Genomic DNA, 13,632 nt, shown 5'->3' with positions numbered 1-13,632 from the left:
GATGACGGGACGCGTGGAAGGCGTGAGGAAACTATCGATGAAAGAAATCAGAATCGCGAACCGGTCCGTCGGCCCCGGCAGTCAGCCGTTCGTGATCGCGGAGATGTCCGGCAATCACAACCAGTCGCTCGAACGCGCGCTGGAAATCGTCGAAGCGGCGGCACGCAGCGGCGCGCACGCGCTCAAGCTGCAAACCTATACGCCCGACACGATGACGCTCGACATCGACGAAGGCGAATTCCATATCGGCGACGAAAACAGCCTGTGGGCGGGCAAATCGCTCTATGCGCTGTATCAGCAGGCCTATACGCCATGGGAGTGGCACAAGCCGCTGTTCGATCGCGCGAACGAACTGGGCATGCTCGCCTTCTCGACGCCATTCGACGAAACCGCCGTCGACTTTCTGGAAACGCTCGACGTCCCCGCGTACAAGATTGCGAGCTTCGAGAACACCGATCTGCCGTTGATCCGGCGCGTCGCCGCGACAGGCAAGCCGATGATCATCTCGACAGGCATGGCGAGCGTCGCGGAACTCGACGAGGCCGTGCGCGCGGCGCGCGGCGCCGGTTGCGAAGACCTGATCCTGCTCAAATGTACAAGCTCGTATCCCGCTACGCCCGAGCACAGCAACATTCGCACGATTCCCCATATGCGCGAGCTGTTCGATTGCCAGGTGGGCCTGTCGGATCACACGATGGGCGTTGGCGCTGCCGTCGCGGCGATTGCGCTCGGCGCGACCGTCGTCGAAAAGCACTTCACGTTGCGGCGCGCCGATGGCGGTGTCGACTCGGCGTTCTCGCTGGAGCCGGATGAGATGCGTTCGCTCGTGATCGAAACGGAGCGTGCATGGCAGGCGCTCGGTCAGGCAACTTATGGGACCAACGAACAGGAGCGCAAGTCGATGGTCTTCCGGCGCTCGCTGTATGTGGTCAAGGATGTCGGCGCGGGAGAAGCGCTGACGCTCGACAACGTCCGCGCGATCCGGCCTGGACTCGGCATGGCGCCGAAGCATCTGGATACCGTGATCGGCATGACGGCACGCGCGCCGATCAGGCGCGGCACGCCTCTTTCCTGGGACATTCTGAAATGAGCGCACAACCCAACAACGCTGGGCCGCTGGATCGCAAGGATCTGATCCAGTGGAAAACCGATGCATGGAAAGATCCAGGCATGGTGAACTGGTACTCGGGCCGGATGGTTCAAAGCGAGACCACCAACCTGCTGAAGAACGCCGTCGAGATCAACACGATCCGTCGTCATGCGCGCGGACCGAAGATCATCGACATCGGCGTCGGCACCGGCCGGGCCGCGCTGCCGCTCGTCGCCGACGGTTACGACGTGATGGGCGTGGACAGCTCGCAGGCGATGCTCGACGAGACGCGGCGCCTCGCGAACGGCGCGCCGATCCGTTTGCAGGTCGGCGACGTCGCTAGCTTGCCGTGCGACGACGCGTCGTTCGACTGCGCCGTCTCGCTGAACGTGCTCGTGCATTTTCCGAACTGGCGTGAAGCGTTGCTCGAATGGAAGCGCGTCGTGCGTCCGGGTGGCCGGATCATCTTCGACATTCACACCAAGGATCACGCCGTCGCCGCGTATGGCGCGGACAAAACCCAATGGCCCGACGCGCTGCGCGCCACCGACGAAGCAGGCAAGTTTGGCCTGTACATGTCGCGTGCGAGTATTGCCGAACTCGTCGAGTTCGCCGATGCGCAGGGCTTTGCAATCGAAACGGTTGTGCCTTACGGCGCATTTCTCGGCGGCGGTAATACGAACTGGCTGCTGTATGAGTCGCTCGAGCAGAAGGCGAGCTGGAAGCGCACGCTGTCGTGGTTCGCGCGCGACCAGGGCCTGTTCGATCTCGGGCTTTTCATCGAAGAGTCGATCGTCGCGCATCTCGCGCCGAAGATCGCAGGCCGCATGTTCGTCGTGCTGGACAACCGGGCCGACCCGGCGGCCAATGCGCGTTTCGCGGCGGACATGGCCGCGCGCAATGCGGCGCTCGATTCCCTCGATTTCGCCAATCTCGCGCAATGGCTGCCGCTCGCGCCCGAAGCGATGAGCGCGGAACTGGACAAGCTGCTCAAGCCGTTGCGCAGCCGGCACTTTTTCTTTCTGTTGTTCCAATGCCTGCTGACGCGCTTTCCGAACTTCGAGTTTCGCGGCGCCGTTTCGCCGCAGATGCTGCGTGAACTGTCGACATGGCTCGTCAGCAATGCGCTCGACCAGAAGTCGACGGAAATTGCGCGCGGCTGGTCGGCGGAAATCACGGACAAGTTCAAGGCGGGCACCGACGTGACGGTCGGCGCGGAATACAACCTGGTTCGGGCACTCCTGTCCCGATACTTCGGAATTTTTAGCGAGGGCCGGCAATGAAGCAGAAGGCCATTATCAGCCTGCTTTGGGGCAAACACTTCGGCGCGCTGCAGCAGTTTCTGCAGATGCATGAGCCGATGACGGTCATTGCGTCGATGGGCTCACTGTCGCCGCAGATGCAGGAGGCCATTGCGCAGACGGGCAGCACGCTGGTGTCGATCGACGGTCTCGCGCAGGACGCGAATGCGGCGCAGACGGTGAGCGCGGAGACGCAGCAGTTGCTGGGCGCCTTCGAGCGTCACATCCAGCAGCAGCCGGAATTTTGCGGTTTCGCCGCCGATGCGTCGGACAAGCTGCGGCCAGTCGTGTTCGAGAGCGTCAAGGGCGATCTGCCCGCCATCGTTCAGTTGCTCGAATGCCTGAAGCGCGCGGCCGAACAGTACGATATCGCGCTGCTCGTCACGAACGAGGATATGACGCGTGTCGGCAAGACGGCGACGGCATGGGCGCGCGCGCAGGGCATTCCGAGCGTGCATCTCGCGCACTCGATCGCGCTCGTCGATCCGTACACGGTCCACAACGAATTGATCGCGGACAAGCTCGTCGTCTATGGACAGCGCGGCATCGAGGGTTATCGCGATCTGGGCGTCGCGGCGGAACGGCTGATCGCCACGGGTAATCCTGCGTGGGACGGCTATGCGACGTTGCGCAAGCAGAAGCCGGCGTGCCGTCAGCAGTTGAACACGAAGTACGGGCTGAAGCCGGAATTGCCGCTCGTTGTGTTCGGCACGACGTGGGCCGCCAATCTCAGCGCGCACTGCATCGAAGACATCTATGACGCGTCGGTGCGAGCGTTCATGATCGCGTGCGAAAGCCTGAAAAGGGCGGGTATTCAGATCAACGCCGTCATCAAGGATCGTCCGTCGAATGCCACGTTCGGCGAGAAGCGTTGCGCCGAAATTCTTGTGAAACTGGGCGCATCGGGAGACGGCTATTACTACGCAACCGACGACACCGAATTGTTCGCTGCCGGTGCCGACGTGCTCGTTGCCGTGGACTCGAACTATCTTGTCGAAGGCATGCTGGCGCACACGCCCGTCGTCAACCTGATGAACACGGCGGGCATGTTGATGGGCCCGTGCTTCGAGGCGGAAACGGGCGTCGTCGAAGTCGAGGCGCACGAACTGGCGTCGGCGCTTCAACAGATTCTCGCCAATCCGGAATTGCGCGCCGGCCTGCTTCAGCTTGGCCAGAAGCGCGCTACGCACTACAACCACAACGACGGCGACGGTATGGCGACGGCGCGGGTCGCGCAGGTGCTGGCCGGTACCGCGAAGGGGCTCGCGCCGCGTATGCAGCGTCACGTGTGGCAACAGTATCTGGACGTCGAGCAGGGCGAAATCGCGGAGGGTTACCACACGCCGGGCCGTCCCAACCTGGTAGCGATGTATTCGAACGATCCCGCGATCGTGATCGATATCGGCTGCGCAGCGGGCAGCACGGCGGCGTTGATCAAGCAGCGCTTCCCGACCAGCCAGGTCTGGGGCATCGAAATGAACCGGGCGGCTGCGCAGGTGGCTAGCAGCAAGATCGATCGGGTGTTGGTCGGCAAGTTCGAGGACTTCGATCTCGAACGCGAAGGCATCGCGAAGGGCACGCTCGACGGCGTGTTGCTCGCCGATGTGCTCGAGCACATGTACAACCCCTGGGACGTGATGGTGAAGCTGCGTCCGTACATGTCGCCGAAAGGCCAGTTGGTGCTGAGTATTCCCAACGTGCGCAACCTGATGCTGATGGACGATCTGAGCAAAGGCAAATGGACCTATGCCGCGGCCGGCCTGCTCGATATCACGCATATCCGCTTCTTTACGCTTGCAGAGATTGTGAAGTTCGTCGCGGAGACGGGATATCGGATCGTGCGCGCCGAGCACGCGATCGACGGCAGGCTTAGAGATCTCTGGAATCAGAACCAGGCGATCACCGCGCCCACCGAGATCAACATGGATCGGATGAAGCTCAAAGACGTGACGCGCGACGAATTGCTGGAGTTGTGTACGATCCAGTTCCATCTGGTGCTGGAAAAGGATCCGCTGCAAGGCTGACGCACGCTGCACGCGTGCAAATGAAAAAGGCCCGGTGACGAAGTCGTCACCGGGCCTTGCTGTTTCGGCTGAAGGTTCGGATCGCCCGCGTCGTGGCGGGCGAATCCGGATTCGTCACTCGTAATCGGCCACGGGCACGCACGAGCAGAACAGGTTGCGGTCGCCGTACACGTTGTCGGCACGGCCGACGGGCGGCCAATACTTCTTCGCAACCAGCGACGGCAACGGATACGCCGCCGTTTCACGCGCATAACCGTGCTTCCATTCGTTCGCGACGACGACAGCCGCCGTATGCGGCGCGTGCTTCAGCGGATTGTCTTCGCGATCGCTGCGGCCTTCCTCGACGGCGCGGATTTCGTTGCGAATCGCGATCATCGCTTCGATGAAGCGATCCAGCTCTTCCTTCGATTCCGATTCGGTCGGTTCGACCATCAGCGTGCCCGGCACCGGGAAGCTCATCGTCGGCGCGTGGAAGCCGTAGTCCATCAGACGCTTCGCGACATCGTCGACCGAGATGCCGCTCGTTTCCTTGATGGGGCGCAGATCGAGAATGCACTCGTGCGCGACCAGTCCGCCCGGGCCCGAATACAGCACCGGGTAATGTGGCGCGAGCTTGTTCGCGACGTAGTTCGCGTTGAGGATCGCGGTTTCGGTGGCGGCCGTCAGGTTCTTCGCGCCCATCATCGCGATGTACATCCACGAGATTGGCAGGATCGATGCCGAGCCATACGGCGCAGCGGAGACAGCACCGATGCCGTTCGCGTCGCGCTCATAGCCCGTCGACGTCTGGTTCGGCAGGAACTTCGCCAGATGCGCGCCGACTGCGACAGGGCCGACGCCCGGTCCGCCGCCGCCGTGCGGAATGCAGAACGTCTTGTGCAAATTCAGGTGCGAGACATCGCCGCCGAACTGGCCCGGCGCCGCGAGACCGACCATCGCGTTCATGTTCGCGCCGTCAACGTAGACCTGGCCGCCGTGCCCATGCACGATCTCGCAGACTTCGCGGATGTTCTGCTCGAACACGCCGTGCGTCGACGGATACGTGATCATGATCGCCGCGAGCTTGGCCGAATGCTGTTCAGCCTTCTTCTTCAGGTCTTCAATATCGACGTTGCCTTGCGCGTCGCACGCGACGACGACGACCTGCATGCCCGCCATCTGCGCCGACGCCGGGTTCGTGCCGTGCGCCGAAGCGGGAATCAGGCACACATTGCGATGACCTTCGCCGCGCGATTCGTGATACGCGTGGATGATCAGCAGACCCGCGTACTCGCCTTGCGAGCCGGCGTTCGGTTGCAGCGACACAGCTGCGTAGCCGGTTGCGGCGACCAGCATCTGTTCGAGCTGATCGATCATTTCGCGGTAGCCGACAGTCTGCTCGGCGGGCGCGAACGGGTGAATCTGACCGAACTCGGGCCACGTGACGGGCAGCATTTCCGACGTCGCGTTGAGCTTCATCGTGCATGAGCCGAGCGGAATCATCGAGCGGTCGAGCGCGAGGTCCTTGTCCGACAGGCTGCGCAGATAGCGCAGCATTTCCGTTTCCGAATGGTGACGGTTGAACACGTGGTGCGTCAGATACGCGCTCTCGCGTTCGAGTGCTGCCGGGAACGTGTTCGACGCGCCAAGCTTTGCGTCGAGTTCATCGATTTGCGGCACGGCTTCGACGAATGCCGCTTGCGCGAACGCGGCGAGCAGATCGGCGAGATCGGCGCGGGTGGTCGTTTCGTCGAGCGACAGACCGACGCGCGAGTCGCTCACGTGACGCAGGTTGATGCCCTTCGCCGTCGCGGCGTCGTGCAGTGCCTGGGTGCGCGGGCCCGTTTCGAACGTGAGCGTGTCGAAGAACGATTCGTTGACGAGCGTGTAGCCGAGTTGCTTCGCGCCAGCGGCCAGCAGAGCGGCGATGCGGTTCACGCGTTGTGCGATCATCTTCAGGCCGCGCGGGCCGTGATAGACGGCGTACATGCTGGCCATGATCGCGAGCAGCGCCTGCGCGGTACACACATTCGACGTCGCCTTTTCGCGGCGGATGTGCTGTTCGCGCGTTTGCAGCGCGAGACGCAGCGCGGGATTGCCTTGTGCATCGACGGTGACGCCGACGAGACGGCCCGGCATCTGACGCTTGAATTCGTCGCGCACGGCGAGATACGCCGCATGCGGGCCGCCGAAGCCGACGGGCACGCCAAAGCGCTGCGAGTTGCCGACAGCCACGTCCGCGCCCCATTCGCCCGGCGGCGTGAGCATCGTCAGCGCGAGCAGGTCGGCAGCAGCGACCACGTGGCCGCCCGCTGCGTGGATCGCTTCAGCGAGCGCGCGGTAGTCATGCACGTCGCCGTGTACGCCCGGGTATTGCAGCAGCACGCCGAACGCATTCGACGCCGCCGCATCAGCAGCCGGGCCGACCTTCACTTCGATGCCGACGGGCTTCGCGCGCGTCTTCACGACTTCGATGGTTTGCGGCAGCACGTCGTCTGCCACATAGAAAATGTTCGACTTCGGCTTGCCCACGCGTTGCAGCAGCGTCATCGCTTCGGCGGCGGCCGTCGATTCGTCGAGCAGCGAAGCGTTCGAGATCGCGAGGCCCGTCAGGTCGACGATCATCTGCTGATAGTTCAGCAGCGCTTCGAGACGGCCTTGCGAGATTTCCGGCTGATACGGCGTGTATGCCGTGTACCACGCCGGATTTTCGAGCACGTTGCGCAGGATGACGGCGGGCGTGTGCGCGTTGTAATAGCCCTGGCCGATGTACGAGCGGAACACCTGGTTCTTGTCCGCGAGTTCGCGCAGCGCGGCGAGCGCTTCGGCTTCGCTCTTCGGCTGGGCGAAGGGGCCGAGCGGCAGCGCGTCCTGGCGGCGAATCGTCTTCGGAATCACCGCGTCCATCAACGCGGCGCGCGACGCGAAGCCGAGGGCTTCGAGCATCGACTGCTGATCGGCCGTATCCGGGCCGATATGCCGTTCGGCGAAGGCGTCATGCACTTCGAGCGCGGCGAGCGAGAGAGGAGTGCGGTTCATCAGACGATCCGGGTGTTCGAGCTTCATGGAATGTTCCTGCTGGCGCGGCGTTCTTCTGTCGTGGCGAACGCCGCGCCGGTCGTGAGTAAGTGGCTTATTCGCCGATCGACTTGCCGTACGCGGCGGCGTCCATCAGACGGTCTTCCGAGGCGCCCGCAGCCGGCTTGATCTTGAACAGCCAGTTGTCGTACGGCGCGCTGTTCACTGCGTCCGGCGTATCGGCGACGTTCGGGTTGGCCTCGATGATCTCGCCCGACACGGGCGCGTAGATATCGGACGCAGCCTTCACCGATTCGATGACGGCGACGGTATCGCCTGCCGAGACGGTCTGGCCCAGTTGCTGCACTTCGAAGAAGACGATGTCGCCGAGCGCTTCCTGCGCGTGGTCGGTGATGCCGACCGTCAGCGTGCCGTCCGCCTCGGTGCGGACCCATTCGTGCGATTCGGTGTATTTCAGATCGGCCGGGATGCTCATCGGATGCTCCTATGCGGTAATTCGGTTGGTTTAAATGGTGGGACGCACGCGACGATTTCGTGTCTGTCCGGTGTCTGTCTCGTGACGCTCATCGTGTGACCGATCAGCCGACGAGCACTTTGCCGTTGCGCACGAATGGCAGTTTAACCACGCTGGCGGGAAGTGCCTTGTCACGGATCTGAACGTGGACGACGTCGCCCGGCTGCACGCCCTTCGGCACGCGCGCGAAGGCGATCGATTCCTGCATGGTCGGCGAGAACGTGCCGCTCGTGATTTCACCTTCGCCAGCGGGCGTGACGACCTTCTGGTGCGCGCGCAGCACGCCAGCGGCCTTGCCGTTGTCCTTGTGCAGGATCAGGCCGACAAACGACGCCTGCGAACCGTCAGCTTCGAGCTTCGCGCGGCCGATGAAATCGCGCGGCGCGGACAGGTCGACCGTCCATGCGAGGCCGGCGTCGAGGGGCGACACGTTATCGTCCATGTCCTGCCCGTACAGGTTCATGCCGGCTTCGAGGCGCAGCGTGTCGCGCGCGCCGAGACCGGCGGGACGCACGCCTTGCGCCTGCAGCGCGTTCCACAGCGCTTCGACGTGATCAGCGGGGACGATGATTTCGAAGCCGTCTTCGCCCGTGTAGCCGGTGCGCGCGACGGTCAGCTCGCCAAACGGCGTATCGGTGACGCGCGCGGCGTTGAACGGCTTGAGGGCTTCGCTGGCGGCGCGAGCATGGGGCACGGTCGCCCAGACTTTTTCGCGCGCGTTCGGGCCTTGCACGGCGACGATCGCGTAGTCGCGGCGCGGCTTGATGGTCAGGCCGAAGCCTTGTTCGTCATTGAGCTTGTTGAACCACGCGACGTCTTTCTCGGCCGTACCGGCATTCACGACCACGCGGAAATGATCTTCGCCGAAGTAATAGACGATCAGATCGTCGATCACCCCGCCTTCGGGGTTGAGCAGGCAGGAGTAAAGGGCTTTGCCCGGGGCTTGCAGCTTGCCGACGTTGTTCGCCAGCGCGCGCTCGAAGAAAGCGCGCACGCGCTCGCCCGTGAAATCGACGACGCACATATGGGAGACGTCGAACATGCCAGCGTCGGTGCGCACGGCGCGATGCTCTTCGATCTGCGAGCCGTAATTGACGGGCATGTCCCACCCGCCGAAGTCGACCATGCGGGCATTGAGCGCACGGTGCGTGGCGTGGAGCGGGGTGTGTTTGAGTTCGGTCATCGGGGCCTCGGGGCGTCGCTAAACAGGAAAGGCCATGCGGCGAAACCCTCGCGGCCTGATCCCATCTCGGGCCAACGAGCGATAACTGCATGCCCCCTCTGTCCTCGATACCTGAGAGATTGCGCTGCCGTCAGCGAGTGCTGTCAGCGTGGCGCGCGCCCCTTCGGTGGGCAGCCTGCGCGTGCGGTTTAATGCACCGGCGCTACTGCCGCTCTCCAGAGTGCGAAAAACGTGCGCTCATTCGAATGAGGTCGTTATGACCAGATGACGAGCGGGTTTTTCGACGCGGTCGGTCCTTTTGCCTGAGAGTTTGCGGGTGTGCCCCTTCGGCGGCGCTGGCTGCTGGGCGTTCTGAAAACGACAGCGGACGGCGCGCTCTCCCGACGCGTGCGGCGAATGTACGCGAGGGGCGAAGGGATGTCAAATTGGCGCGCCGGGCCTGCGCGGGCGCGGCTGAGCGGGCGGTGGACGCGGCGCCGTGGTCAAAAAAGCGCCGCTCGCGAGGCAAGGTAAGCACGCGCCGAACGGTCGGCACGGCACGTGCCACCGTCAATCAGCGGTTGATGGCCGCCGACGCCGTATCCAGTTCCTGATTCAGCACGCGCTGCTCGTCGCCCGTGAGGCCTCCGCCGTGCTGTCCGGCCATGTCGTGCGCTTCGTGGCGGATCGTATCGAGCCGGCGGTGCAGCGCGGCACCTTCGGGCGGCGGATAGTGGCCCTGGTTCACGCGCGCGTCGACGTTGCGGCCCATGTTGTCGATGCGGCCGTCGACCTGTTCGAGACGACGCACGGCCATTTCGTGCGGATTCGGCGCGCGAGACGGCTCGGCGAGCTGCTGCGACGGTGGGGCCACACACGCGGCCAGCGACGAAACCAGCGCGAAACAGCCAAGCGCGCGAACGATATGCTGCATATTCCTTCCTTTCTGTTTGATTCCGAATGGGTGCGGGCGGGGCCGTGAAGGCCGCCACCCTGACCGCTACGCGCCTCGGCTGAATGCCAGGCGCACGCCTTCCTTCTCACTGCGATTCGCAAGCTCGATGATGGTCATGACGTCCACCGCGTCAGCCGCGCTGACCGGGAACGGCACGCCACCATGGATCGATGCCTCCAGCCCGCGGTAGAACTCGGCGTAGGCGCCGTCGCGCGTCGGCAGATCGCGCTGCACTTCCTGTTCGCCTTCCAGCACGCGCAACGTGCCCGCTTCGTTGCCGCCGCCGAAACCGGCATCGCCCGGACGCAAGCCCGCCTTCAACTGATCTTCCTGCGTGTCCAGCCCGTTCTTCACATAACTGCCGCGCGTGCCGTGGATCGTATAGCGCGGCGCGACGATTGCCGTCAGCGCGCTCGCATGCAGCACCACCTCGTGATTTGCATAGCCGAGCAGCAGATGCACGTAATCCGGCGCGCTCGCGTTGTCGCGATACGCCTTCACCGTTGCATAGACCGTTTCGGGCACGCCGAACAGCGTCAACGCCTGATCGATCAGATGCGGGCCGAGATCGAACAGCAGGCCGCCGCCACGCGACGCTTCTTCGCGCCAGCGTTGCCGGATGCCCGGACGAAAGCGGTCGAAGTGCGATTCGAAATGCGTGATGCGGCCGAGTTCACCGCTCGCGATCAGGTCGCGCACGGTCATGAAATCGCCGTCCCAGCGACGGTTGTGGAACGGCGCGAACACCAGCCCCTTGCTTTGCGCCAGATCGGCGAGCGTACGGGCATCGGCGGCGGAGAGCGTGACGGGCTTGTCGACGACGACATGCTTGCCCGCTTCGAGCGTACGGCGCGCGAGGTCGAAGTGCGTGTCGTTCGGCGTCGCGATCACGACGCATTCGATGTCCGACAGCGCGAGCAGCGCGTCGATATCGGCGACGATCGTGGCGTTCGGATAATCGGCGCGCGCCTTGTCCGGCTGACCCGTGGCGATCGCGGCGACGCTCGCGCGTCCGCAGTGTTCGATCACCGGCGCGTGAAATGTGGCGCCGGCAAAGCCGTAGCCCATCAAGCCAATTTTCAGCGATGAAGACATGCGTGTTCCCTGCAAAACCGGCGCGCCGCGGGGGCGGCGCACAACGCCGCAATTTTGGCATAGCTGCGCTTTGCTCCGTCGCGCACCGGGCGGCGCGCGCCGCGCGGATCTCGTCAGGAAGACATAAGCCGAGGCATCGGAAAGGGCATTCGTGTTAACATCGCGGGTCTCACGCGGACGGCAAAAAGCGCATGGAATCAATTGCGTGGCGCATCGGCGGCGGGTTGAAGGCGCGCCGCGCGGCCACCTGATCCGACGCGTCGCCAGCGCCGTCTCGCCGCATGTTCTCGGGCCGTTCCTTGTGAATCGCGCCCTCAATCGACTACTCATCCACACACGATGTCCGCAGGCCTGAATTCCGCCCAAAGCGAAGCGGTGCGCTATCTCGACGGTCCGTGCCTCGTGCTCGCGGGCGCGGGCAGCGGCAAGACGCGCGTGATCACGCAGAAGATCGCGCACCTGATCGAAAACAAAGGCTTCGAGCCGCGCCATATCGCCGCCGTCACCTTTACGAACAAGGCTGCCGCGGAAATGCGCGAGCGCGTGAGCAAGCTGCTCGAAGGCAAGACGCTCACGACGCCCGGCAAGGAAGGCCGCAAGGTGCCCGTCAACCAGCTGACGGTGTCTACGTTCCATTCGCTCGGTGTGCAGATTCTGCGTCAGGAGGCGGAGCACGTCGGGCTGAAGCCCCAGTTCTCGATCATGGATTCCGACGACTGCTTCGGCATGATCCAGGAGCAGGTCGGCTCGACGGACAAGGGCTTCATCCGCAAGATCCAGACGATCATCTCGCTCTGGAAGAACGGCCTCATCATGCCGGACGAAGCGATGGCGATTGCATCGAACGAGGACGAGCATCAGGCGGCCATCGTCTATCGCAACTACGTCGCGACGCTGCACGCGTATCAGGCCGTCGATTTCGACGATCTGATCCGCCTGCCCGCCGAGCTGTTCAAGAACAACGAGCAGGTGCGCGACCGCTGGCAGAACAAGCTGCGCTATCTGCTGATCGACGAGTATCAGGACACCAACGCGTGTCAGTACGAACTGGTGAAACTGCTGGCGGGCCCGCGCGCCGCGTTCACGGCCGTCGGCGACGACGATCAGGCGATCTACGGCTGGCGCGGCGCGACACTCGAAAACCTCGCGCAGCTCGGCAAGGATTTTCCGAAGCTGCACGTGATCAAGCTCGAGCAGAACTACCGCTCGACGGTCCGCATCCTGACGGCAGCGAACAACGTGATCGCGAACAATCCGAAGCTCTTCGAAAAGAAGCTGTGGTCCGAGCACGGCATGGGCGATTCGATCTCCGTCACCGGATGCAATGACGAAGAGCACGAAGCGGAGTCGGTCGTGTTTCGCCTGTCAGCGCACAAGTTCGAGCGGCGCGCGCAGTTTCGCGATTACGCGATCCTGTATCGCGGCAACTTCCAGGCGCGCATCTTCGAACAGGTGCTGCGCCGCGAGCGGATTCCGTATGTGCTGTCAGGCGGCCAGTCGTTCTTCGACAAGGCCGAGATCAAGGACATCTGCGCGTACCTGCGTTTGATCGCCAATGCCGACGACGATCCCGCGTTCATTCGCGCGATCACGACGCCGCGCCGGGGCGTCGGCAATACGACGCTCGAAGCGCTCGGCGCGTTCGCGGGGCAGGCGAAGGTGTCGCTGTTCGAGGCGGTGTACATGGGTGGCCTCGAGGCGCGGCTGTCGGCGCGTCAGGTCGAGCCGCTGCGCATGTTCTGCGATTTCATGCAGCGTCTGCGAGACCGGGCGGACAAGGATGCGGCGACGTCCGTGCTCGACGACATGATGGAAGCGATTCACTACGAAGCCTATCTGTACGACGCATTCGACGAGCGCCAGGCTCAGTCGAAATGGCAAAACGTGCTGGAGTTTCTGGAGTGGTTGAAGCGCAAGGGCACGAAGCCTGAACCGGCAGCGGGCACGGAACAGACGGGATACGACAACGCCGATGGTCTCGCCGACACCGGCAAGAATCTGCTCGGACTGATTCAGACGGTTGCGCTGATGTCGATGCTCGAAGGCAAGGACGAAGATCCCGATGCGGTGCGGTTGTCGACGGTGCATGCATCAAAGGGGCTGGAATATCCGCATGTGTTCCTGGTCGGTGTCGAGGAAGGCATCATGCCGCATCGGGGCGGCAGCGAAGACGACAGCCCGATCGACGATGAGCGAATCGAGGAAGAGCGTCGGCTGATGTATGTCGCGATTACGCGTGCGCAGCGCAGTCTGCATCTGAACTGGTGCAAGAAGCGCAAGCGGGCGCGTGAGACGGTGGTGTGCGAGCCGTCGCGCTTTATCCCCGAGATGGGTCTCGACGAAGCGCCGCCGCCGACGCCGGAAGAAGCACCTATGTCGCCGAAGGATCGCCTGGCGAGTCTCAAGGCGCTGTTGCAGAAGGCTTGATCGAACGCACGCTGTGTGTGCATGCTGGAGGCATAAAAAATCCCCG

General features: G+C 63.6%; 9 protein-coding genes and 2 riboswitches. Of the genes, 4 read left to right on the top strand and 5 right to left on the bottom strand.

What is annotated here, in order from left to right; genetic code table 11:
• The first annotated feature begins 37 nt into the window (after nucleotides 1-37).
• From pseI to C2L65_RS15640, 3 genes are read left to right on the top strand one after another with little or no spacing between them, the layout of a single operon-like run.
• Entirely contained in the window at nucleotides 38-1,090 is a 1,053-nt protein-coding gene (pseI, locus tag C2L65_RS15650; RefSeq protein WP_042305169.1) for a pseudaminic acid synthase, read from the top strand.
• Entirely contained in the window at nucleotides 1,087-2,373 is a 1,287-nt protein-coding gene (locus tag C2L65_RS15645; protein WP_042305121.1) for a class I SAM-dependent methyltransferase, read from the top strand. The genes pseI and C2L65_RS15645 overlap by 4 nt, the downstream gene beginning before the upstream one ends.
• Nucleotides 2,370-4,415 (top strand): methyltransferase domain-containing protein, encoded by a 2,046-nt coding sequence (locus C2L65_RS15640; RefSeq protein ID WP_042305122.1) that lies wholly within the window; start codon nucleotides 2,370-2,372, stop codon nucleotides 4,413-4,415. Before C2L65_RS15645 ends, C2L65_RS15640 begins: the two co-directional genes overlap by 4 nt.
• 114 nt (nucleotides 4,416-4,529) lie before the next feature.
• On the opposite strand, the gene gcvP is transcribed toward C2L65_RS15640, so the two are convergent.
• The 5 genes from gcvP to C2L65_RS15615 form a co-directional block, all read right to left on the bottom strand.
• Nucleotides 4,530-7,460: an aminomethyl-transferring glycine dehydrogenase gene (gene gcvP, locus C2L65_RS15635; protein WP_042305123.1), complete on the bottom strand. Its 2,931-nt coding sequence runs from the start codon at nucleotides 7,458-7,460 to the stop codon at nucleotides 4,530-4,532.
• Nucleotides 7,461-7,527: 67 nt separating this feature from the next.
• The gene (gene gcvH, locus C2L65_RS15630) at nucleotides 7,528-7,908 is read right to left on the bottom strand and encodes a glycine cleavage system protein GcvH (protein ID WP_042305124.1); all 381 of its coding nucleotides are present in this window, start codon (nucleotides 7,906-7,908) and stop codon (nucleotides 7,528-7,530) included.
• Between the two features lie 103 nt (nucleotides 7,909-8,011).
• Nucleotides 8,012-9,130: a glycine cleavage system aminomethyltransferase GcvT gene (gene gcvT / locus C2L65_RS15625; RefSeq protein ID WP_042305125.1), complete on the bottom strand. Its 1,119-nt coding sequence runs from the start codon at nucleotides 9,128-9,130 to the stop codon at nucleotides 8,012-8,014.
• 88 nt (nucleotides 9,131-9,218) lie between these two features.
• Nucleotides 9,219-9,359: riboswitch (glycine riboswitch) on the bottom strand.
• 51 nt (nucleotides 9,360-9,410) lie between these two features.
• A riboswitch (glycine riboswitch) is annotated at nucleotides 9,411-9,523 on the bottom strand.
• Between the two features lie 160 nt (nucleotides 9,524-9,683).
• A complete protein-coding gene (locus tag C2L65_RS15620; RefSeq protein WP_042305126.1) occupies nucleotides 9,684-10,043 on the bottom strand; it encodes a hypothetical protein in 360 nt (119 codons plus the stop codon).
• A gap of 66 nt (nucleotides 10,044-10,109) precedes the next feature.
• Entirely contained in the window at nucleotides 10,110-11,159 is a 1,050-nt protein-coding gene (locus C2L65_RS15615; protein ID WP_042305127.1) for an oxidoreductase, read from the bottom strand.
• 339 nt (nucleotides 11,160-11,498) lie between these two features.
• On the opposite strand from C2L65_RS15615, the gene C2L65_RS15610 reads away from it, so the two are divergent.
• Nucleotides 11,499-13,586 (top strand): UvrD-helicase domain-containing protein, encoded by a 2,088-nt coding sequence (locus tag C2L65_RS15610; RefSeq protein WP_042305128.1) that lies wholly within the window; start codon nucleotides 11,499-11,501, stop codon nucleotides 13,584-13,586.
• Nucleotides 13,587-13,632: the final 46 nt, after the last annotated feature.

The sequence above is a fragment of the Paraburkholderia terrae genome (assembly GCF_002902925.1).
GTDB lineage: Bacteria > Pseudomonadota > Gammaproteobacteria > Burkholderiales > Burkholderiaceae > Paraburkholderia > Paraburkholderia terrae.
The sequence above is the reverse complement of the archived record's forward strand: the minus strand, read 5'-3'. Positions and strand labels throughout refer to the sequence as shown.

Bases quoted from the DNA above. Each gene is read 5' to 3' on its own strand.
- pseI (WP_042305169.1), top strand. From the start codon at position 38: ATGAAAGAAATCAGAATCGCGAACCGGTCCGTCGGCCCCGGCAGTCAG.
- C2L65_RS15645 (WP_042305121.1), top strand. From the start codon at position 1,087: ATGAGCGCACAACCCAACAACGCTGGGCCGCTGGATCGCAAGGATCTG.
- C2L65_RS15640 (WP_042305122.1), top strand. From the start codon at position 2,370: ATGAAGCAGAAGGCCATTATCAGCCTGCTTTGGGGCAAACACTTCGGC.
- gcvP (WP_042305123.1), bottom strand. From the start codon at position 7,460: ATGAAGCTCGAACACCCGGATCGTCTGATGAACCGCACTCCTCTCTCG.
- gcvH (WP_042305124.1), bottom strand. From the start codon at position 7,908: ATGAGCATCCCGGCCGATCTGAAATACACCGAATCGCACGAATGGGTC.
- gcvT (WP_042305125.1), bottom strand. From the start codon at position 9,130: ATGACCGAACTCAAACACACCCCGCTCCACGCCACGCACCGTGCGCTC.
- C2L65_RS15620 (WP_042305126.1), bottom strand. From the start codon at position 10,043: ATGCAGCATATCGTTCGCGCGCTTGGCTGTTTCGCGCTGGTTTCGTCG.
- C2L65_RS15615 (WP_042305127.1), bottom strand. From the start codon at position 11,159: ATGTCTTCATCGCTGAAAATTGGCTTGATGGGCTACGGCTTTGCCGGC.
- C2L65_RS15610 (WP_042305128.1), top strand. From the start codon at position 11,499: ATGTCCGCAGGCCTGAATTCCGCCCAAAGCGAAGCGGTGCGCTATCTC.